Source organism: Bacillus sp. S2(2019) (assembly GCF_005144805.1).
GTDB classification, from domain to species: Bacteria; Bacillota; Bacilli; order Bacillales; family Bacillaceae; genus Bacillus; species Bacillus altitudinis.
Genome location: NZ_SWFL01000004.1, coordinates 335185 through 357838, shown reverse-complemented (window position 1 = coordinate 357838; position 22654 = coordinate 335185). Strand labels below are relative to the sequence as shown.

Genomic DNA, 22654 nt, shown 5'->3' with positions numbered 1-22654 from the left:
TTACACATTTACATCACGCTTCCAAAAAAGGAGCCAAGCAGCACCAACAAAGAAAACAAAATGCACCCCTACAATGAATAGCGAAAACAGAGGGCTCATGCCCTGAAAGAGCGGCGGACCTTGAAAACTGTATTGTGTGAAGTCCGTATTAGCGAAAAGTAGAATCTTCCCCCACTGATTTTCTAACAGAGACATGATCGACACTAATGATTTCGCTGCGTATAAGACGAAAAATGAAGTCACAAGTGCAATCAGACTGTTTCTAAACAAACTTGAGCACAGAAAAGCAAAGCTTGCCATCATGACTACTTCCACCCACTGTGATCCAATCACAGCAAATGTGTGCAGAAATAATCGCCCAGTGCTTTCATCAAAATCAGTACCAAAGAAAATAAGGCCAAAAAGAAAAGCGAACACATAATAAAAAACAAACAGGTAAAGGACCATCAGCACAAGAGTGATGTATTTTGCCAAGAAAATATGAAGCCTTGTCTTTGGCCGAATCAACAAGAACTTGATGGTTCTTTTTTGAAACTCTGTTGAGATCAATGTGGCGCCAATCACGACAGCGAACACTTGTAAAATAAACACAACATTCGTGGAATAAGCAAAATAGTTTGCGACTGTATCTTGCCCGCCAAGCCCGGAAATGACTCGTTTCAATGCTAGAGCCATCGTCAATTGAAAGACAACAATCAGTCCAAGTGCAATGAATGTGATCTTTTGTCTCGTGATTTTTTTATGTTCATTCTTGATGAGTTGAAGCATCTGCCGTCCCGCCTTCCGTCCATTTCATAAAGGCCTCTTCAATTGATTGTTTTTGAGGCGTCATTTCAAGTACATCAAATTCTGCTAAGACAAGCTGTTTATTCAGCTCCGGCACACGGTCTTTATTCAGTTGAACCAGCACATGCTGATCCCTTTGTTCATATGTATATCCTTGCGTATCTAGCCATGAAACTGCCTTTTCTACTGGCTGAATATTCATCAACACCTGCTCTTTTCCTTCCATGTCTCGAAGGTTTGTATTGGCTTTGATTTGTCCTTTTTGGATGATGATCATGCGGTCACAAAGCTCTTCTACTTCATGCAAAAGATGTGTAGCAAATAACACAGAGACACCTTCTTCTTGTACAAGCATTTGCAAGTGCTCTCGAAACTCCTTCATTCCTGCGGGATCAAGCCCATTTGTTGGTTCATCTAAAATGAGCAGATTGGGCTTATGCAAAATGGCTTGTGCAATCCCGAGCCTTTGTTTCATCCCTAGTGAATACGTTTTGACCTTCTGGTGAATGGCGTGCTCCAGACGAACTCTTTTTACCACTTCAAGAATGCGCTCTTCTGAAACTCCATCATGCATAGACGCATACAGCTCAAGGTTTTCAAAACCTGTTAAATATGAATAAAATTCCGGATTTTCTATGATCGCCCCAACAGATGACATCGCCTTTTGATGATCATCATCTTGAGAATATCCATTTATGATGATCCGGCCGTTGTTTTTTTTCATCAAGCCAACGATCAATCGAATCAAGGTCGTTTTTCCAGACCCATTTGGTCCAAGTAAACCGACAATTTCCCCTTGCCTAATGTCCATCGAAATATGTTGCAAAATTTGATGCCGGCCAATTTGTTTATCGACGTTCTCTATGTGTAAAACAGCAGACTGCAAAGTGGTTCCTCCTTCTAATGTAAAACCTATGGCGGCAGTTACGGCCGCTCATCCTGTAAAAAGTATATCACGCTAGACAAGCCGTTCCACGAAAAAAAGGGCTGATCCAGTCAGCCCTTCTTGTTGTTAAAGTGATAAATTAGGTGTTGGTGCTTCCTTCTCATGTTTCTTTTCGGTTTCAGAAACAATCACCGCACATGCTGCGTCACCTGTAATATTGACCACGGTTCTTGCCATGTCTAATAAGCGGTCTATGCCAAGGATCAGCGCAATGCCCTCAACAGGAAGATTCACGGAATTTAAAACCATGGCTAGCATGATGAGCCCTACCCCTGGGACACCTGCTGTGCCAATACTTGCTAGTACTGCCGTTAAGACAACTGTCAGCATTTGAACAAGGGTTAATTCAACTCCATACACTTGTGCGATAAAAATAGTCGCAACCCCTTGCATGATCGCTGTACCATCCATATTAATGGTCGCACCTAGCGGCTGCACAAAGCTTGAAATAGGTTCTGGCACCTTCAAACGCTTTTGAGCTGTTTCCATTGATACTGGCAGTACTGCGTTACTGCTTGATGTACTAAATGCCACAACCATCGCTGGAGAAAATCCTTTGAAGAATGCCATTGGATTTCGTTTAGCTAATAGGGCAACGGTTGACCCATAGGTCAGGAAGAAATGCAAGATCAGCGCAATTAAGACGACTGAGAAGTAAAGTCCCATCGCTTTCATGGCATCGAGCCCCTGACTGCCAATTGCCGTTGCGATCAAACCGAATGTCCCGTACGGTGCGAATTTCATCACAACACCGACAAGATACATCATTAATTCATTTCCTTGTTCAAACAGCTTCAGCAAACCTTCTGTTTTTTTACCGAGCAAGGCAATGCCAAGACCTAAAAATACACAGAAGACGATAATTTGAAGCATATTTCCTTCAACTAGAGATTGGACTGGATTGGTTGGAATAATATTGAGTAGTGTATCTGCCATTGATGGGGCTTCCTCAGCGGAATATTCTGCCGCTTTCGTATCAAAATTGCCAAATGCGCCTGGCTTAATAAGTAAGGCCAATGAGATGCCAATAATGATGGCAAAAGTTGTAGTGAGTAGAAAGTAAGTAATGGTTTTTACGCCGATTCTGCCAAGTTTTTTCGGATCGCCAAGGCCTGCTACACCAAGTGTGATCGAAAAGAAGACAATCGGTACAACTAACATTTTAATCAGGTTTAAGAAGATTTGACCTAGAGGTGTAAATAGATAAGGGTCTAACACTTTGAATACATTTGGAGCAAAAATGTTGAGCAGTAGTCCTGTGATTGCACCTACAATTAAAGCAATAATAATTTTCGTCGCAAGCTTCAATAAAATCTCCCCTTCCTCGTCAAAAAGGCCCACGAGAGAGTCTTCTCGTGGGCCTGCGTGTCCATACGTGTACCACTGTCTACTCTCTTCACGCTGATGAGGTTAGCTGACGGGTTAGGACGAAGAGATGTCCTTTTTTCTTAAAATAAGAAAAATTCACCCCAAAAACTTGGGTCCCCCATTCCTTTAGAAGGATTAAGCGTGTGGTAATATGATATTTTCATACTATTTATACCTTATTTTTAGAAAATTGTAAACAGGTTCATATGAACTTTTTAATTACTTTCTTCCTTATTCGTGACCTCCAAGATATCTAAGATAAACACAAAGATTGGGATGCCGATAATCAGTCCCCAAATGCCAATATAGTGTTCAGAGAAGATCAGGACAATAAACGTGAAGAAAATAGGGAGCTCTGTTTTAGCTGACATGAGCTTCGGATTTAAGAAGTAGGCTTCAATGGCATGGATGATCACGATCACCAGCACAATATATAGGACGTACATTCCGCCTCCAAGTGTATACGCAATGATGCTGAGTGGAACGAGGGAGATGACCACACCCGCTACCGGAATTAAACCTAACAAGAAGACCATGACCGCTAATCCAAATAATTGTGGGAAGCCCATAATGCCAAGCGCAATTGTCGTTAAGACACAGTTAACTGTTGCAATGATGAACTGTGCTTCAAGTACCTTACCAAATGTTCTGGAAAACTTACGTCCAAAGAAGGCAATTTCATGATAGAACACGGAGATTTTACTCGTTTTGAACTTATTCATGAATTGAATGAGGCGTTCCTTTTCGAACAGGAAGAACATGCTTAATATTAAGGACATAATGACCTGGATACTGAACGTGCTGAAATCTGTTAAGTATGTATAGAGGAAATTAAACCCTTTCTCGAAGAAAGAAGATATTTTGAAATCTCCGAACACATTGGTGACGACGTCAAAGAAGGGTAAATCTTGTGGATGATCTGCAATCTTTTTCCCTAAATGAAATAACTGTTCCACCTGTTTAGCGATGATGGGCACAAACACAAAGCCGCCAAACGTCAATCCACCAGCTAGAAGGATGTACAAAATGGTGATGACTGATTTCTGTCCTATTTTCAGGAAGCGATTTAAAAAGCCTCTTATGACCTCTTCTAACCGGTTCATTAAAAAGGTGAAAATGAAGGTCAGGAGAATTAAATTCATCATTCCTCTTAATAGATATAATGCTGTGGCTAATACTACAAATACTGAAAACCTCTTGACACCAGGTTTTTCGAACAATTTAAAAAATGCCGCCATACGTTACACACCTGCCAGGACTAAAGTCTATTTTTCATTGGATCTCATATTCATTATATCGGATCTTTCTGTAAATTATATAACAAAAGGTCAATGAGGTCTTACGATTCGTCCTAAATTTATCAAGCTTTTATGTTTTTTCTTTTTTACACAAGAAAAAACCGAACCCCATGTAGAACATAAGGTTTCGGTTTTTGGATGTTTTTATACTAAACAGCCTGCTTGATATTTCGCATTTCCTGTAGCGCTGTTTTACTCTTCGCTTCGTCAAATTCCCCTTCACTTTTCGCTACAACAATAGTAGCAATTCCATTTCCAATCAGGTTCGTAATCGCTCTTCCTTCACTCATGAAACGGTCGACCCCTAATAGCAGTGCAAGACCTTCTAGCGGGATAACCTGAAGTGCAGCAAGTGTAGAAGCTAGCACGATAAATCCGCTTCCTGTGACTCCAGCTGCTCCTTTTGATGTGAGCATCAGAACAAGGATAATCGTGATTTGCTGTCCGATGGATAGGTCCACCCCAAACACTTGCGCTAAGAAGACCACGGCCATGGACAAGTAGATTGAAGTTCCATCTAAATTAAAGGAATAGCCTGTCGGAATGACAAGTCCAACGACTGACTTAGAGCACCCGTAGCGTTCCATTTTATCCATCATTCTTGGCAGGACAGATTCTGAAGAACTTGTGCCAAGAACAATTAAAATTTCATCTTTGATAAAACGGAGATAACCGAACAGGCTGAAGCCATACATTTTACAAATGATGTTCAGCACGACGAAAATAAACAGGAACATCGTCATATAAACGGAAAGCATCAGACTAGCCAGTGGTTTAATTGAAGCTAAACCGAAGTGTCCGATTGTATAAGCCATTGCTCCAAATGCCCCTAATGGCGCGGCACGCATAATGTAACCAATGATTTTAAAGAAGACAAGCGACAGTTTATCAAGCCATTCGATGATGCCTTTCCCCTTCTCGCCAAGTGCAGCGAGCGCAACACCGAATAAAATAGAGAAGAATAAGACCTGTAAAATATCTCCCTTTGCAAAGGCATCTACCATGTTAGATGGCACAATGTGTGTGACAAACTCCATCCAGTCGATACCCTGTCCCCCATTTTGGGTATATTGCGAGACATCCCCTTTTTCAAGCTTACTATAGTCAAGACCCGCTCCCGGCTTCATGATATTGACCACAAACAGTCCGATGACAAGCGCAAGCGTCGTCACAACTTCAAAATAGATAAAAGCTTTTCCCCCAACTTTTCCAACCTTTTTCATGTCCCCCATCTTGGCAATTCCAAGAACAATGGTTAAGAAAATAATGGGTGCAATGACCATTTTCACTGCATTAATAAATGTGTCACCAAGCGGCTTCATTTCTTTCCCGACGTTTGGCCAAACCATCCCAACAATAATCCCGATAATGACAGCTGCAATGACCTGAAATGTCAGGTTCTTCAATAGCCTCTTCATAAAAAATCAACTCCCTCACCCTTTGATGTAAACGCTTAACTGTTATCTGTAGGTAAATGATAGCGATTTCATCATAGGCTGTGAAGCTTATGGACATATCGTACATTTTGGTCTTTTTGGTCTCTTAGTCAGAATGTACGATATATTTGTTCACAGGGCGTCCGACCCCGCCATATTGCATATCTAATTTCAGCTCGCCTTCTTTTACAAGGAAGTCTAAATAACGGCGTGCTGTGACACGTGCAATCCCAAGTGCATTGGCAACTTCCTCTGCAGACTGCGCTCCTTCTTGCAGACCCATGTAGGCTTTAATTTCATTCATCGTATGCACATTCAGCCCCTTAGGAAGCCATGTCTCTTCCTGCTTAACTGCAGGCTTTCGTATGATATCATCGAGCATCTCTTGAGAAAATTCTGCTGCGGTACGAATTTTTGATTTGAACGCTTTATAGCTTTCAAGAGATTCTTTCATCCGTTCAAACTTAAATGGCTTAATGATATAATCTCGGGCACCATTTTGAAGCATGGTGCCGATCGTCTCTTTGTCCTTTGCTGCCGAAATCACAATCACATCCACCTGCATCTTTTGCTTTCTGATGTCTTGCAGTGTTTTGACGCCATCTTTTTTAGGCATATACACATCGAGCACCACAAGATCTGGGCGAATGTCTTTGATCAGCTGGATGCCCTGCTCGCCATTTCCTGCTACAGCCGCAACTTGAAAGCCAGGGACACTCTTAATGAACTCTTTATTGACTTCTTGCACCATCGGGTCATCTTCAATTAATAGCACCTTAATCTGAGTCATCTGTCTCTCTCCTCTATTGTCATTGGGAATTCGATTGAGAAGGTGGTACCAATGCCGATGCTTGATGTGACTTCTACATTTCCCATTCCTTTGTCGATAATCGTTTTTACAATATACAGCCCGTAGCCTGTTCCGCCTTCTTTACCGTGAGTAAAGCCTTTGTCGAAAATATGAGGAATCATGTCCTCTTCTATTCCAGATCCATAATCTTCAATTAAGATCGCGAGGACATCCTCTGTTTGATCAATACTAATAGAAATGAGTTTTGTGTCTCTTTCTACAGTATCATACGCGGCAAAGGCGTTCTCGATCAGGTTGCCAAGTAGCTTCGTCATATCATGCTGATCCAGCCGCTCTGGGAAATCGCGCAGACTGCTATTTTCATCTACTTCAACCTTGATTCCAAGCTCCTTGCCCCTTCTTATCTTGCTCATCAATAAACCAGCAACTGCATCATGCTGTATCACACGGTGGAGAAAGTCCGTCACATGCTCCTGTTCTTCGGTCGTTTGGAACGCTAAATCGAGTGCTTGATCGGCTTTCCCCAGCTGAATTAAACCCGCAATTGTATGAAGCTTATTCATATGTTCATGATTTTGCACCCGCAGGCCATCAACGAAATTCTTCACCCCGGTTAATTCCTCCGCCAATTTGGCTGCCTCTGTCCGGTCCTGAAAAATCGCAACCGCTCCGATGATTTTCTTTTTCATCACAATTGGAATTCGGCTGCTCATGATCCGCTTTCCGCTCATATGAATTTCTTCATTGTAGACGGGTTCTGCGCGGGCAATGATTTCTGGAAGCCTTGTATCTGACAGCACATCCCAAATATTTCGGCCCACTACATCACCTGTCACACTGAAAATTTGCTTTGCTTTTTCATTAAAAATGGTGATCATGTGCTGGTTATCAATGGCAATGACCCCTTCATTAATGGAATGAAAGGTAGCGGTGCGTTCCTCTAGCATTCTGACAATCTCATGCGGCTCCAGCTTAAACATTTGCTGTTTAATATGACGGGCGAGCAAAAATGAACCGACAAGCCCGAAGCTGAGTGTGAGCAGAAGGATCATGAGGATATCCTGCTTCATTTCTCCTAATATATCTGCCATACTCGGCAATGTTCTTCCGACTAGTACAACCCCTGTTTGGTTAAATTTTTCATCTTTTACTGGATAAAAAGCTCTAATGGCTGTGCCAAGCTCTCCCTGTGCTTCTGAGAAATAGATATGCTCTGCAAAGGCAGGTTCTTCATCTGTCCCCTCAGAGCGCTGGCCAATCCTTGTTTTCACTGGATGTGTCAATCGCACGTGATCCATATCCATGACAACAATGTAGTCAGCATCTTGGATAATCCGAATCTCTTCGATGGCATGCTGCAAACGCGCACGCTCCTTTGTCTGATCATCCAATGCCTGCTTTACCTCATTCATCTCAGCTACTGTTCTTGCCGTGTTCATGAGCCTTTTTCGCAGTTCTCGTTCCTCTGTTTGCTGAATTCCCCCGACCAGAACAATTCCTCCGATTAAAAGGGCAAAAATGACAACGAAATATGTGAGGATGGTGAGCTTCCATCTAATAGATAATTGTTGTAATTTCAGTCGATTTCTCATCATTTTTTCACCTGTATCTTTACGAATTCTTCCTCTGTCAAGTATCCTTGACATAAGGGGGATCTGACGCATGAAGAATTTACTCGCCTATACGCTATTGCTCATCATCGGTTTTGTAACCGCTTTATACTTTGGCTTTTATCATATGATGCCTAAATCAGCGACGACCTTCGACGATGAACAGACAGGGCTGAAGGATCAGCTTGTGTTCAAATTCAGCCATGTTGTCGCAGATAATACCCCAAAAGGGCTGGCTGCAAAGAAATTTGCTGAGCTTGTTCACGAAAAATCCGATGGCAGGATCAGCATTCAAATCTTTTCAAACGGGAGTCTTTATTCTGATATCGAAGAAATTAATGCACTAAAAGAGAATCAAGTTCAATTTATTGCTCCGTCTACGTCAAAGCTCGGCATGCTGTCCCCTGAATGGCTGGCACTTGATCTGCCCTTTGCCTTTTCTAACTACGATGCTGTCCAAGATGGGTTACATGGTGCGATTGGACAGAGACTGTTCGGCACACTGCAAAAAGACGGACTAAAGGGAATGGCCTACTGGACAAATGGCTTTAAGCAAATCACTTCGAATAAAGGCCCAATCAAGCAGCCTAGTGATTTAAAAAAGCAATCTCTCCGTATTATGCAAAGTGACATGATTGAAAAACAATTCAAGCTTCTTGGCGCAAAACCCTATCAGGAATCGTTTAATTCAACGTTTCAGCTGCTAGAAACAAAAAAAGTAGACGGTGAAGAAAATACAATTTCAAATATTTATTCAAAAAAATTCTATCATATACAAGACTATATGACGATCAGTAATCACGGGTATTTAGGGTATGTCGTCTTAACAGATCAATCCTTTTTTGATCGTCAAACACCTGAGACGAAGCGAATTTTACTCGAAGCGATGGAAGAAACAACGGCATGGAACGAAAAACATGCCGAACAAATGAACAAGGATCAGCTGGAGGAAATTAAACGCGAATCTCCAATTGCCATACACGAATTAACACCAGCAGAGCGGCAAAAATGGATGAAGGCTCTTGATCCGCTCTATGATGAAGCAGAAAGGATCATCGGTTCCACCTTGATCAAACAAATCCGCGAGCTCCGGGCACGCTATGAATATTCTCCGATTCAAGCGTTTGAAGAAGATGCTGAGACCAAATAAAAAATCCCTTCGAGAAAGGGATTTTTTTATGCGCCGGAGTCACGCTGTTCTTGCTGAGCAAGCTCCTCTAATCTTGATAATATTCTGCGCTTTCGATATTGCATGATGCCTGTTTCAGCTATTCCTTTTAACTGTGAGCGGTTGGACGCTGCACCAAACAAAATCCCCGCAATTGGAACAAGTTGAAACAGCTTCTTCCAACCAAACGAATCACGGTAGTTATATACGACCTCACGCCATCCTTGAATTTGAGAGATCATGTTTTCGTGCTTCCCTTCTGATGCATGATAGCTCTTCAGCTCTTTTAATATTGATTTTTTCCCAACAACGTCAGCAGAATTCAACTGTAAACATTTAATGATAAAGACTCGTTCTTCTTTATTTTTCGGATCATAGCCATAGGTGACGGCGATATCCTGTAATGTTTTTAAAGAGAGACCGAGGACAGCCGGAATATCTGCCGCTAATGTAAACATACCTCCGACACCTGTCGTCGCACCTTGCACAGTGGCGAGGTTTGTTCGGTTTTTCCCCATCTGATCACTAATGGCATCCATGACCTCGATCGGAGCCGCCTCAATATCTTCAATACGCGAAATCGATTCATCGGCACATTTCTTTTGAAATTGATGAATAATGCCTTTCTCTGACGTCAAATAGACACCGCCTGATTGAATGTAGTGCCCCATCTCATCTAATAACACACCGATTTTCTTTTGAATAAAGGCAGGGGTCAGCTTGTCCAGCATTTGAAATGGAAGCCGGCTGAGTTTCTCCCAAAACCATACCTTTTGCTGGTCTTTCTCCCACTTTTCAATCTCTTTTAATTGTGCTTTTAGCCACTCTCTTTCCTCCATGCCATTTGCCTCCTTAGATGCCGTTCAAGTATATGTCTGTTATTATACACAATCCTTGTCCATCATACGTATCGAACATTGAAGTGGTTCCGAAAGGTTTTAATCTCTTTTAAAACGGTTATTGCTTAGTAAACAAACAAAAGAGGAGTGATCAACATGTTAGGATTTCTGATTTCATTAGTTGTGGCGATTGTCATTGGTCTCATTGGGAGTGCACTCGCTGGAGGCAGTGTACCAGGAGGCTGGATCGGTTCAATGATTGCCGGGCTTGCAGGTGCTTGGATTGGTCATGGATTACTTGGAACGTGGGGTCCTAGTCTGGCAGGATTTGCGATCATTCCAGCGATCTTAGGAGCAGCCATTTTTGTCATTATTTTAAGCTTGATCTTCCGCAGCGTTGGATCAAGGGTTTCTTAAAAAACGATACAAAAGAAGAGGAAGCAGAGGATGCACCGCCTAAGATAAGAGGCGGTGTTTTTTATGTGTTGATTGACAAGGTATCTATTTTTTTCACTTACATATGATAAACAAACCTATTAGTTCAGATAGTTGACTTTTCATAAAGATGGGCATATGATGATTAAAAATTGCATCGAGGAAACTTTTTGTGCCAAAGCAAAACTTTGTAGAATCTAGGTGATGACATATGACAAACAAATACATCGAGGCACAGGCCCACATGTCAGTGGCAGCGGAGCGTGCACTTGAAGGAAAGGTGAAGGGATTTAGAAGGCTCCTTCCTTTTCTCGGGCCTGCTTTTATCGCAGCCATTGCCTATATTGATCCAGGAAACTTTGCGACCAACATTGCGGCTGGCTCGAAATATGGCTACCTTCTGTTATGGGTCATTCTCATATCCAATCTCATGGCCTTACTCATCCAGTCTTTGTCTGCAAAGCTTGGAATCGCAACAGGGAAAAATTTACCTGAAATTGCTCGAGAAGAGTTTCCAAAACCAGTCTCGATTGGTTTATGGATTCAGGGCGAACTCGTCATTATCGCCACAGATTTAGCCGAATTTATCGGGGCTGCCCTTGGTTTATACTTACTCTTTCGTATCCCGCTGCTTGAAGCATCGATTATTGCAGCGATCGGTTCTTTTGCCATTTTAGAACTCCAAAGACGAGGTTATCGAGCGTTAGAAGCAGGAATTACCGGCATGCTGTTTGTTGTCGTGATTGCTTTCGCTGTACAAACCTTTGTGGCTAAACCTGATCTTGCAAGTGTCGCCGGTGGACTGTTCATTCCAAGGTTTGAAGGGACAGACAGCGTACTGCTTGCCGCTGGTATTTTAGGCGCTACGGTGATGCCGCATGCGATCTATCTCCATTCAGCCTTAACTCAAAGAAGAGTTGTCGGCAGAACGGAAAAAGAGAAAAAGCTGATTTTTCGTTTTGAGTTTTTAGACATCCTCATTGCGATGGTAGTTGCTGGCGCTATCAATGCCAGCATGTTGATTGTAGCAGCTGCTTTATTTTTTAAAAATGGTCTTTTTGTTGAGGATTTAGATGTAGCATTTCAGCATTTTGGCACTCTCGCAGGTCCTGTATCAGCGATCTTATTTGGTGTAGGTCTGCTTGTAGCCGGACTTTCCAGTTCTTCTGTCGGTACACTGTCAGGCGATATTATCATGCAAGGTTTTATTCAGTACCGAATTCCGCTGTATGTCCGCCGGCTGATTACCATCATTCCCCCTATTGCGATCATTGCATCTGGGGTCAATCCGACATCTGCGCTTGTGATGAGTCAAGTGGTCTTATCCTTTGGCATTGCGTTTGCTTTAATTCCGCTCATTTTGTTTACAAGTAAAAAACGAATTATGGGCGATTTGACGAATGCTCGCTGGGTGACCGGAATATCTTGGGTGATAGCAGCTCTTGTTGTCGCACTTAATCTGTTTTTAATTGTGGATACGTTTATGTAAAAGACAGTGATCAGGCTGTCTTTTATATCGGGTTGTGGTAGAATTTCCCTTGAAAGGATGTGATCACATGTTTTTTTATCAGGATCAAGATCTATCCATGCGGCTACTTGAACCAAGAGACGCGAGAAGTCTGTATCTGCTCATCCAACGCTCAAGAGAGCACTTACGTGAATGGATGCTATGGGTCGATTCGACGCAGACAGAAGAAGATAGCATGGCGTTTATTCAAGGTGCCATGCAACAAGCTTTGCAAAACAATGGTTTTCAGGCTGGAATCTGGTCACATGGAGAACTCGTTGGTATCATTGGCACCCACCAAATTCATTGGATTAATCGGACGGTTTCCATTGGCTATTGGCTCGGGGAAGGCTATCAAGGAAAAGGCATCATGACAAAAGCATGCAAAGCGGTCATTCACTATTTATTTGAAGAGTGCGGTCTGCACCGCATTGAAATAAGGGCCGCTGTTGATAATCAAAAAAGCAGACGCATCGCAGAGCGTTTATCTTTTTCACTTGAAGGCATATTAAGACAATGTGAATGGCTGGGCGACCACTTTGCCGATCACTGTGTGTACGCACTTTTACAGCCTGAATATATGAAACAAAAAACGAATTCGATCAATCAGCCCACTTAATTGTGTCGATTGGATGAACTATTTTACAAAGTGAAGCTTTGTAGTATCCGTTGTGATTGGCATCTGATAAAATAGAAGGAAAAAATCGAGGTATGATGTATGTCTCTTATTATTTTATTTTACTTATGGATTGTCCCTTTATTATTTGGCATTTTCTTCTCATTCCTAACAAAGAAAGCCACATACAAACGCCGCTTTGTCCCATCCTATAGCATGGCAGGACTCAGCATCGTATTTCTCATTCTGGCACTCGTCTTTTCAGCCAGTCACTTTCTATTCATTTGCGGTATGTTTCTATTTGCCACAACACTTGTCGGCACAGGCATTCCGTTATTTTTAGCCTTTACCAAAACACCTTCATAAACAAAACCACCTTTTCGCGATGGAAAGGTGGTTTCTTTTTTACTGCTGAGGCATTCGATAGGTCATCGTACCATTTGGGTTTTTTTCAATTACTTTCACAATGTCTTGAAGGATCTCTGACGCTCGATCATTTGAGTCATACTTGCCGAGCGTCTTAACCCAAGAATCACTGCCTGCGATAAACCCTTCAATCTTTTTACCAGTTACTGTGACTTCGTGAACATTAACGAAACTTTGTTCGTTTTGTGTGAAAATCCATAGCATGGTTTATTCCCCTTTTTTTGGTGATTGACTCTCGCTAGAGTGAACTAAATCTTAGAAATGTGCCACTTCACATTTCGTCCTTTTTTGTTAATAGCTCATTTCGAATAATGCGTGTCTCGATATCTGCATATCTTACAGGGATCGGCAGTCGACTATTTTTATCAATAAGTTTCATCACAATTTTTGTAGTTGTATCTAAATCAATCCAGTTACCACATGAAATAAAAATGGGCTTAACATTCATTCTGGTTCGAAGTACTCGACCATAAATTTCATCATCTATAATAATATCTGTGTATGCATTCTCTTTATTTTGGGGTAGGGTAAAATCTATTCCTTTGATTTTCAAATAGCTTTTTGCTACACCAATGGTAGGCTTCTTTAAGAAAAATGATGCCTGTGTAGCAATACCCATATGTCTATCATGTAAGTAACCATTTCCATCAAACATATAGATATCTACTTGTTTCGTCAGCTTTTTTGCTGCATCTTTAATTAAAGGCAACTCACGAAAAGCAAGAAATCCGGATATATAAGGAACCTTTATTTCTCCATAACTATTCACTTTTTCAATTACTTGTTTTTCTGTCAAATCATATACAACTATGCAACAAACACCTTTCGATTTTCCATTTGTTTCAAAATAAGAAACATCTACCCCTGCGATAAACCGTATGTTTTCTAATCGGAAATTATTTTCCAATTTAACTTTAGGCAAAAGAGCTTTTTGTTCATTTTTAAATTTTTCTATTAAATGATCTATTTTATCATTATCCAGATTAACCATATATCACTTTATCCTTATTAATCGTTGAATTTTTCGACGTATTTTAAATCAGATTCATCAGGTTCTGCTTTTTGCTCTACAATATTTCCGTTTTTATCGTATTTTATATAAGTCATTTCTCGACCAGCAATATATTCAGATTCATACTTTCTATTTCCATTCTCAAAAAACTCGACTTGATATCCATCTGCAGCACTTTTATTCATATTACCTATTTTTTTCACATTTCCATTTGAGTAAAATTCAACACACTTTCCCTGCTTAACACCTTGCTCTACATAGAAGTAACTTTCGATATTTCCATTTTCGTATTTATCATAAGCTAAGCCCGTAAATAGTTTTTCGTTACCATCCGGGGTATATTCCACTATTGCTAGTTCGTAAGGACCCCCATACTCTAAATGTTCTTCAAACTCCGTACCATTTTCTAAAATAAAATCCTTTTGTAATATATCATTTAACATTTTTAGGAACCTCCGTGATAATTTTGGATCCATCCGTAAGATAAGCACAATGTGGACATCGTGGAAACATCATCCCAGCCGGTTTCACTCTACTTTGACCGCTCCTAACTACATTCAAAATAAAATTATCTAAACTAGCACCTGGGTTTTCCTTTAAGGCCTTATTCAATGCAATCACTTCGGCATGTGATCCCGCACCTTTTGTAAATGCATATGAATCTATAACCTCTTTTGGCATTTTATCATATTTGTTTTTTATTAAGGGATGAAAATCTGGTAACTTTCCATCATAATCATTTATTGCATAAGAATATTTCCCAGTTTGTTTATCATAAACTCCAGCAAAAGCAGGTCCCATTTTCTTCTTACTAATACCAGTACCTTTTAATTTATTTAGCTCTTTCATCGTTTCACCGCGCAAATTGATTCTTTCATTTAATTCTTTAGAACTGATTGTTCCATATTTATTTCTTAAATAATCTATACGTTTTCCACTCTCTACAGCGCCCATCTTCCCATGAAATCCTTTCGCCCCAAATGGCAAAAGCATTCCCAGAGCCGCATTCATACTCGCTTCCTGCTGTTCTTTCGAGACCTTATTTCCAAACATATCTCGACCCGTAATCGCTTCGCTGAAGCCGTTTGTTGCGGTGAGTCCATATAAGCCTTTTTGAGATGTTTTCAGGGCGTCAAAAGACTTCTGTGATGTCTTGTAAATGTCGACTGCTCTAACTGCGGCAGACGTGGCTTGAGTCGTTTTATAGACGGCTTTTCCGCCTTTGAAAATACGTCCTGCCCAGCCGACAATCGGGATGTAGCCTGCTGCTGCCATGCCGCCTGCGGCGACTCGCTGTCCTGCGGTGAGTTCTTCACCTGTGATCGGATCGACACCTGTTGCGGCACGTTTTGCATCGTTCACGCCTGTCAGCTCATTAACGATATTCCCACCGTAATCAAGGGCTTTTTCATACCAAGGACGGTTGGCGAGCGCTTCCTGTTCCTTTGCGATCTCGCGGGCTTCTTCTTGATCTTTTTTGATTTTTAGATATTCAGAAGTTTGCTTCTCAATATCGCTTTTTGCCTTGTAGATTTCGCTATTTTGATACGCTCTCTTGTCAAAATTCATAGGCGAAATGGATTTTCCGTCATTTGTCGCATTCATCATTTCAGCGTACAATGCCATTGTAGCTTGCTGCTCCGTTTCTGACAAAGCATATTCATCTTTTAGATTTTGATCAAGTTCTATTAAATCTTTAACCGTTTTCTTGCGTTCATCTTCCGCATCTGCAATCTTTTCGTCAAAGGTTTTACTATCAAATACCTCCAGAGAAATGAGGTCATCAATATCTTGAAAAATCGTTTTGAGTGCCTTTTTTTGATCCTTCACGATGCTTTTCGCATTCTTGATTCCCATATGTACAGCGTTGTCTAAAAAGTGTTCTTCTACAAAGGTATCGCCGCCAAAGTTTGTATCATCAAGCGTTCCAGAAACACCTTCATGAAAGGCTTTTTGCTTATCAATAAAGCTGATGAACATGTCCACATTTCCTGCGAGCTCTTTGTAGAAGCTTTTAATGTTATCGGCACCTTTTCCAGTAAAGTCATCACCTAGATTCGCCACGCCCTGTAGCGCTTTTTTTAAATCAACCATTTCTTCACGGAGTGCCTGATAGTGTTTCGCCCTTGCATCCATGGCACTGGTTAGTGCTTTTGCATCAAGTATCTTACCCAGAAAAATCCACTCCCTCCATTATTGATCATAAAGTCTATTTTACCTTTCTCATCGAATTGGAAAAATAGGCTTTAAGTTACAAAAATCCAGTCTGTATATTTTTATACAAAAGAAAACAAGTGACAATTGAAATATTTTTCCTTGTTCAACAAAAAAGTCAGTCCCCCTAATTGGAGGACCGACTACCTGCTGTTTAGAAAAAGCGTTTAAGGCTTTTCTTAAGTGGAGGGATATCCAGCTCACCTTTTTCAAAGAATTTTTTCAATAAATATTTACTAAAGCCCGCTGCTTGTGTGTAAGTGATTTTACCAGGTAACGGTGGTTCATTGGACACCGCAACATCAATGATCACAGGTTTATCAGCTTGAAGTGCTTGATCAAAGGCTGGTGCTAGTTCTTCATGTGATGACACCGAGATTCCTTTACCACCGCATGCTTCTGCAAATTTTGCAAAATCAATATCTTCCAGCTCTATACCATAGTTGATGTTGCCTTTTACCTGTTGTTCATATTCAATCATACCAAGGTTGTTGTTGTTTAAGATCACAACGACAATTGGCAGTTTATATTTTACTGCCGTCACAAAATCTTGCATCACCATTGTGAAGCCTCCGTCACCACAGACAGCAATAGCTTGGCGGTTTGGTTCGTTTAATTTAGCTGATATTGCGCCAGGTAAACCACAGCCCATTGTGGCAAGCCAGCTGGAAATAATGAAATCCTGCTGTTTCATTTCGAAATGACGTGCCATCCATACCGTCACATTACCGACATCAACTGAAAGTATGGCATCATCATCTACCGCTTCTTCTAATCTAGCGATGACTTGCTGCGGTTTAAGCGGTGATGTGGCAATAGATTTTTCCTTATCCATTTCTTCTCGCCACTTCATCATATGCTCTGTGCAAGCTTCAAGGAAACCGCGCTGCTCTTTATATTCAATATAAGAGGTTAGTTCATGAAGACCAGTCTTACTGTCACTTACAATCCCCACTTCTACTGGATATCTTTTACCGATCTGATCCGGTTTGATATCCAATTGAATGGCAGGTGTGTCTTCCGGTAAGTAATCCCTATATGGGAAGGATGTTCCAAGCATGATTAATAAATCGCACTCTTCCATCGCTTCATATGCAGGCTTCGTCCCGATCTGACCTAGGTTCCCTAAAAAGTATGGATGCCTGTCTGGAACAACACCTTTTGCAGGAAGTGTAATGACGATCGGTGCAGCTGCCTTTTCTGCAAACGAAAGAAGCTCTTCTTTTGCATTTCTTAATCCTTTTCCTGCTAAGATGACTGGCTTCTTCGCATTGTTAATGAGTTGAGCAGCCTTTAGCAGTTGATCTTTCTTCGGCCGCACATCTCCCTCTACATAAAGAGGTGATGTATAAACGGGACTCCGCTTAATTTTCTGAGAAAATAAATCATCTGAGACAGTGAGAACCGCCACCCCTTTATGGGTATAAGCAGCTTTGATGGCTTGGTTCAATAAGTCAGGCAGAGCTTCTGCTGTTTGTACTTGCTGATTAAAGACAGCAACATCGTCAAACATCCGCTCTAATTTGATTTCTTGAAATGCATCTCTGCCTACTTCAGTTGAGGCAACCTGCCCTGCTATCGCTAATACAGGTGCACCGTCCGCTTTTGCATCGTATAGTCCATTCAATAAGTGGACAGCACCTGGCCCAGCAATTGATAAACAAACACCAAGTTTGCCTGTTAGTTTCGCATCAGCTGCTGCTGAAAGTGCTGCCACTTCTTCATGTCTTGTTTGTATAAATTGAATTTTGCTTGATTCATGCCTTAGTTCTTCGATTAATTCGTTAATACTGTCGCCAGGCATTCCATAAATATGTTTCACGCCCCACTCTTCCAGTAGCGCTGTTACTTCTTTTCCTGCGGTTCTTTGCGGCATGTGAGAAAACTCCTTTTTTCTTACTCCATACCACCGCACCCTTTTGATCAAACGTTTCAACTTGCTCTTGTTACTTTTTAAAGTGATATGGAAGAGTGGCGACAACAATATCCCGTTTCCATAATAAACGGAATCTTAATAAGAAAGCAGATTGATTGTGCAAAATGGTATGCCATCTTTTTTTCGGAATAAATTGAGGGACGAGCACCATCACTCTATATTGATGTGCATTTGCTTTCGCTTCAATCGTTTCAAGAAATTTATCAAGCGGGTGAATGAGACTTCGATAAGACGAATGTAAAATCACCAGACGCACATCACTATTCAGCTTTTCCCAATCAGCTTCAATTTTCTTGTCTTTCTCTTTATCAAACGATACATGAACCGCTATGACCTGGTCTGATAAGGATTTTGCATATTGCACAGATTGTTCGACGACTCGTGTGACACCTGCTATTGGGACGATGACCACATTTCCTTTGATTTCGACAGGCTCGGTTTCATTCAATAAACGTAATTGTTCTCCAACAGACAGATAATGTTTCTTAATAGAATGAAAAATAAATAGAACAATTGGCATGAAAACAAATACTGGCCATACAAGATGGAACTTGGTCAAAATGAGAATCATGAAAACCGTAAATGAAATAAGTGCTCCCACGATATTGATAGGCATTTTCACTTTCCATCCCTGTGGTTTTTCACGAATCCACTTTACACACATACCTGTCTGAGACAAGGTAAATGGAATAAACACACCGACAGCATAAAGTGGAATGAGGTGTTCCGTTTTCCCATCAAATAACCAAATAAGCAGCATAGAAGCTACACCTAAAAAGATAATACCATTGGAATAACCGAGCCGATCTCCTCTCACTGTAAACATACGCGGCATATATTTATCTTTTGCTAAGTTAACAGCCAATAATGGAAAAGCTGAAAAACCTGTGTTTGCCGCTAATATTAAAATTAAAGCTGTGACAGCTTGAATGACATAGTAGAAAAATGTCCGTCCAAAAGTGTCTGATGCAATTTGTGACACAACCGTCTCTTCTGGCTTTGGCGAGATGCCAAAACCAAACGCAAGCAATGTCACTCCTACAAATAGAACGGCCAGTAATCCCCCCATCATCAATAAAGTTCTCGCTGCATTTTGTGCAGCTGGTTTTTTAAAGGATGGAATTGTATTAGAAATCGCTTCAACACCAGTTAAAGCAGAACAGCCAGACGAAAATGCCTTTAATAAAAGAAATAACGTGATGCCTGATACATGTGTGCCAAATGCTGTATGTTCAGGTGCTGGCGGCACTTGCCCTGTTAATAGTTTAAACCCGCCCACTCCAATTAAAATGAGCAATGAAAAGACAAATAGGTACACAGGATAAGCCAAAATAGATGCCGACTCTGTCAGTCCACGAAGGTTTAACACCATAATCACTAGAACTAATACGATTGAAATCATGACATGATATGGATATAGAGCTGGAAAAGCCGATGTGATCGCATCGGTCCCAGCAGAAATGCTCACTGCTACGGTTAAAATGTAATCGACGAGTAATGATCCACCAGCAACCAGCCCTGGTTTTTCACCTAAGTTTCTGCTGGAGACGACATACGCCCCGCCGCCTTCTGGATAAGCATAAATAATCTGGCGGTAAGATAGAATTAACGCCATTAAAAGAATTAATACACAACCTGCAATCGGGAGTGAGTACCAAAACGCTGCCGCACTAACAACTGATAGAACAATCAAGATTTGTTCTGTACCGTATGCGACTGACGACAATGCGTCTGATGACAATAATGCCAAAGCTTTGATTTTTGATAGTTTTTGTTCTCCTGCTGCCTGTGATTTTAATGGTTTACCAATTAAAATACGCTTCATCAAACTGTACATGTGTTGCCCGCTCCTTTAGTGTCAAACGATTTGAGTTACAAAATTTTGGATCGCCAAAAAGACACAGAGGCAATAGAATGCCCCTGTGCCTATTGTTTAGATCACAGGTTGGTCTTTGCTCTCTTTAACGCTTACGAGGTTAGCTGACGGATTCGGGCGCATGAGATTTTGCCCTACCTTAAAAGGATTCACCCCACGTGGTGTTTTATACCACCACAATTGGTTCCCCCGCTCATCGAAATGATTCAGCGATTGGTCTTTTATAAAAGAGATCATACTCCCGTTTGACACCAAAGTAAAGAGATTTTTTCAAGGTCTTTTGATCGTTTAGAACTCAGTCTTTTTACGGTTTTTTCGTACGAAATAGACAATCATCACAAGCACAAAAAGGATGAGTGCAGCGATACACACAAAGTAAATCCAAGACTCGCTGCTGCTTTGTTTTTCATTTGTTTTCAGACTGCTGGATGTGCTGCTGACGGATTGATGATTAGTAAACACGCCTTTGTTTTTACTCTCTATTGCAACTGTTGCTTTTTCTGTATTTGTTTGAAGAAATTGCATTACTTCATTTGACACGTTAGCTTCAGCTGCAGTCATTCCTGAAAAGACTGTCATTGTCTGTTCTTTATTCCAAACAGATGGCTGCGTCCATACAATTCGAGCCGTTGTTTCGTTGATCATGCCGAAAGAAGATACATCATACTGATCCTTTTTCACCGGAACAACGAGATCGGCTGCGTTTTCTTTCAGAAGAGAGAATGTTTGAATGCCTCCGATGAAAATGAGAGGGTGATTTTTCAATTGTTCATTTGTCACTTGAGAAGCTTTTATTAAATGATATTGAGCTACTTCTGGCTGACTAAAAGATTCCGTCAGCATGGCCATTTGATTGATTGTTTCACGTTTGATTTGATCTGGTATGATGATCAATGTATTTTTCGAAGTGAACGGGAGCGGCCATGCGGCTAAATCTGGCTTTTCACTCATTGTTCCTTCTGGTATTTGAAGAGAGCTATTTTTGTCAATGAATATCCAGCCTTCTTCATCTGTATGTCTGCAGGATTCCATGTTTTTAAAACCACTTGTGACAAATTGCAAATCAATATATTCATTTTTTTGAAGTATCTTTGAATCTACTGGAATCGAGACATGATAGAATCCATTCGCATCTTTGTTGCCTAGTTTTGTTAATGGTACGTCGTGCGGTTCGTCATTGATCATAACAGTTAACCGTTCTGTTTTGCTTGCTGCTGTATCAGATTTTTTGAATGAAAGATTGAGCTTTGCACCTGATTTTTGGTTAGCCAGTAGCGCTTTCGGATAATAGTAGTGGTCGGATGCCGTCTTGTTGGTCCCAACCGTGACATCATCTCCGCCAAAATCTTTTAAACGAATCTTGTGAGATGGTTTAGACGTTTGAGCTGCAGTCTTTTGAATCAGTAAGTCCGTTCCAGTCAGTTGACCCGTTAATTCTGACTGAGTCAGAACATTGATTTTTTCAGCAATTGTCACAGGTTTTTCCGCTGTCACAAATAAAATGGGCTGTTCTGTTTTCTTTGCTGTCAAAGTTCTCATCGCTAATGTAAGATGACTGCTTTTCGTTTTAATTCCTGCACCTTGTTCAATCGTTTTCATCCGTCCATCCCAGCTTCCTATAGCTCCCACAGCAATCGTTGGGTGAGCCACTTGCTTGATGTCCTTTTCTTGGATAAGTTTGATCTCTTTTTGGCGATCTTTGTTTTTCAACGTACGGTATACTTTGATGGCTGCTTCTAATTCAGCTGCATCCGGTGAATTAGGAATGACAATGTCGGTCTGTCCTTTCTGATCACCTGTTTGAATAAAAGGTGATGGAAAGCTATCTAATGTGAAATCTTTCGTCTTGATTCCTTTGAATGTAAGTTCACTTTCAGGATACACTTTTAGCCAATTAGCAGGTGTCTCTTGGTTGATACACACGCCTTCTTTTAAAACACCATAAAATATGACCTGAATGTGGTGAGTACCTTTTTTCAATTGTGCTTTATTCAACTTGATTTGAATCGACTTCTTCTGGTTTTCCCCTGATACAGGGATGGTCTTTTCGATCTCTCCATCAATCATAACAGTGAATGAGGAAGGTGAAATCAATAATGATGAAGCCTCTATATTTAACGTCAATGTGCTTGACTCTGTTTTTTCCTGATCCACTTGATAGGTAAATTCAGTGCGGTCTTCTTGTCCATATAAGGTCACTACATCTTCTGATAGATGCTGCGTTTTGGTTTTGCTTTCTTTTGAAGGTTGAACCCAATCATCTTTGACTTGAACTCGGTTGGATTGCGCCATGGCTTGACCTGCCAAGAAAAAAGGCTGGATCGCTAAGGATAATCCTAATATATAAATCAACCATTTTAACGATTTCAA

At 41.0% G+C, this 22654-nt stretch carries 20 protein-coding genes and 2 riboswitches; of the genes, 5 read left to right on the top strand and 15 right to left on the bottom strand.

Going from position 1 to position 22654, the window contains the following annotated elements:
* The 7 genes from FBF75_RS16360 to FBF75_RS16330 all read right to left on the bottom strand — a co-directional run bounded on the left by FBF75_RS16360 (position 1) and on the right by FBF75_RS16330 (position 8240).
* Positions 1-768, bottom strand: coding sequence for an ABC transporter permease (locus FBF75_RS16360; RefSeq protein WP_136944954.1), 768 nt, complete (start codon positions 766-768; stop codon positions 1-3).
* Positions 746-1672: an ABC transporter ATP-binding protein gene (locus tag FBF75_RS16355; protein ID WP_035390386.1), complete on the bottom strand. Its 927-nt coding sequence runs from the start codon at positions 1670-1672 to the stop codon at positions 746-748. The genes FBF75_RS16360 and FBF75_RS16355 overlap by 23 nt, the downstream gene beginning before the upstream one ends.
* A gap of 126 nt (positions 1673-1798) precedes the next feature.
* Positions 1799-3040 carry a dicarboxylate/amino acid:cation symporter gene (locus FBF75_RS16350; RefSeq protein WP_025206789.1) on the bottom strand — a complete coding sequence of 414 codons (1242 nt, stop codon included), beginning with the start codon at positions 3038-3040 and terminating at the stop codon, positions 1799-1801.
* Positions 3041-3117: 77 nt separating this feature from the next.
* A riboswitch (cyclic di-AMP (ydaO/yuaA leader) is annotated at positions 3118-3252 on the bottom strand.
* Positions 3253-3315: 63 nt separating this feature from the next.
* A complete protein-coding gene (locus FBF75_RS16345; protein ID WP_007496515.1) occupies positions 3316-4338 on the bottom strand; it encodes an AI-2E family transporter in 1023 nt (340 codons plus the stop codon).
* Between the two features lie 209 nt (positions 4339-4547).
* Positions 4548-5816, bottom strand: a complete 1269-nt coding sequence (dctP, locus tag FBF75_RS16340) for a C4-dicarboxylate transporter DctP (protein ID WP_007496516.1) — start codon at positions 5814-5816, stop codon at positions 4548-4550.
* A gap of 124 nt (positions 5817-5940) precedes the next feature.
* Positions 5941-6624 (bottom strand): response regulator, encoded by a 684-nt coding sequence (locus FBF75_RS16335; protein WP_136944953.1) that lies wholly within the window; start codon positions 6622-6624, stop codon positions 5941-5943.
* Complete coding sequence (locus FBF75_RS16330) at positions 6621-8240, bottom strand: ATP-binding protein (protein ID WP_481746902.1); 1620 nt, start codon at positions 8238-8240, stop codon at positions 6621-6623. Before FBF75_RS16330 ends, FBF75_RS16335 begins: the two co-directional genes overlap by 4 nt.
* Before the next feature lie 67 nt (positions 8241-8307).
* Here FBF75_RS16330 and FBF75_RS16325 point away from each other — a divergent pair, with 67 nt between their 5' ends.
* A complete protein-coding gene (locus tag FBF75_RS16325) occupies positions 8308-9405 on the top strand; it encodes a TRAP transporter substrate-binding protein (RefSeq protein WP_035704200.1) in 1098 nt (365 codons plus the stop codon).
* Positions 9406-9431: 26 nt separating this feature from the next.
* Here the strand turns inward: FBF75_RS16325 and FBF75_RS16320 are convergent, their stop codons facing one another.
* On the bottom strand, positions 9432-10262 hold the full coding sequence (locus tag FBF75_RS16320; protein ID WP_052320361.1) for an EcsC family protein: 831 nt from the start codon (positions 10260-10262) through the stop codon (positions 9432-9434).
* Between the two features lie 156 nt (positions 10263-10418).
* Here FBF75_RS16320 and FBF75_RS16315 point away from each other — a divergent pair, with 156 nt between their 5' ends.
* The 4 genes from FBF75_RS16315 to FBF75_RS16300 all read left to right on the top strand — a co-directional run bounded on the left by FBF75_RS16315 (position 10419) and on the right by FBF75_RS16300 (position 13186).
* Complete coding sequence (locus FBF75_RS16315; protein WP_003214275.1) at positions 10419-10679, top strand: GlsB/YeaQ/YmgE family stress response membrane protein; 261 nt, start codon at positions 10419-10421, stop codon at positions 10677-10679.
* Between the two features lie 229 nt (positions 10680-10908).
* Positions 10909-12186, top strand: coding sequence for an Nramp family divalent metal transporter (locus FBF75_RS16310; RefSeq protein WP_008346963.1), 1278 nt, complete (start codon positions 10909-10911; stop codon positions 12184-12186).
* A gap of 67 nt (positions 12187-12253) precedes the next feature.
* Positions 12254-12823 carry a GNAT family N-acetyltransferase gene (locus FBF75_RS16305; protein ID WP_008346964.1) on the top strand — a complete coding sequence of 190 codons (570 nt, stop codon included), beginning with the start codon at positions 12254-12256 and terminating at the stop codon, positions 12821-12823.
* A 99-nt stretch (positions 12824-12922) separates the two neighbouring features.
* Complete coding sequence (locus FBF75_RS16300; RefSeq protein WP_008346966.1) at positions 12923-13186, top strand: hypothetical protein; 264 nt, start codon at positions 12923-12925, stop codon at positions 13184-13186.
* A gap of 39 nt (positions 13187-13225) precedes the next feature.
* Here FBF75_RS16300 and FBF75_RS16295 read toward each other — a convergent pair whose 3' ends face one another.
* The 7 genes from FBF75_RS16295 to FBF75_RS16265 all read right to left on the bottom strand — a co-directional run bounded on the left by FBF75_RS16295 (position 13226) and on the right by FBF75_RS16265 (position 22654).
* Positions 13226-13450, bottom strand: a complete 225-nt coding sequence (locus FBF75_RS16295) for a hypothetical protein (RefSeq protein ID WP_041507158.1) — start codon at positions 13448-13450, stop codon at positions 13226-13228.
* Between the two features lie 67 nt (positions 13451-13517).
* Entirely contained in the window at positions 13518-14237 is a 720-nt protein-coding gene (locus tag FBF75_RS16290; protein WP_136944951.1) for an endonuclease V, read from the bottom strand.
* A 17-nt stretch (positions 14238-14254) separates the two neighbouring features.
* On the bottom strand, positions 14255-14701 hold the full coding sequence (locus FBF75_RS16285) for a toxin-antitoxin system YwqK family antitoxin (protein WP_039962546.1): 447 nt from the start codon (positions 14699-14701) through the stop codon (positions 14255-14257).
* Positions 14691-16394 (bottom strand): T7SS effector LXG polymorphic toxin, encoded by a 1704-nt coding sequence (locus FBF75_RS16280; protein ID WP_240692388.1) that lies wholly within the window; start codon positions 16392-16394, stop codon positions 14691-14693. The genes FBF75_RS16285 and FBF75_RS16280 overlap by 11 nt, the downstream gene beginning before the upstream one ends.
* 232 nt (positions 16395-16626) lie before the next feature.
* The gene (locus FBF75_RS16275; protein ID WP_136944949.1) at positions 16627-18348 is read right to left on the bottom strand and encodes a pyruvate oxidase; all 1722 of its coding nucleotides are present in this window, start codon (positions 18346-18348) and stop codon (positions 16627-16629) included.
* 70 nt (positions 18349-18418) lie between these two features.
* Positions 18419-20245: an APC family permease gene (locus FBF75_RS16270; protein WP_007498061.1), complete on the bottom strand. Its 1827-nt coding sequence runs from the start codon at positions 20243-20245 to the stop codon at positions 18419-18421.
* 113 nt (positions 20246-20358) lie between these two features.
* Positions 20359-20506, bottom strand: a riboswitch (cyclic di-AMP (ydaO/yuaA leader).
* A 66-nt stretch (positions 20507-20572) separates the two neighbouring features.
* Positions 20573-22654, bottom strand: coding sequence for a cellulose biosynthesis cyclic di-GMP-binding regulatory protein BcsB (locus FBF75_RS16265; protein WP_136944948.1), 2082 nt, complete (start codon positions 22652-22654; stop codon positions 20573-20575).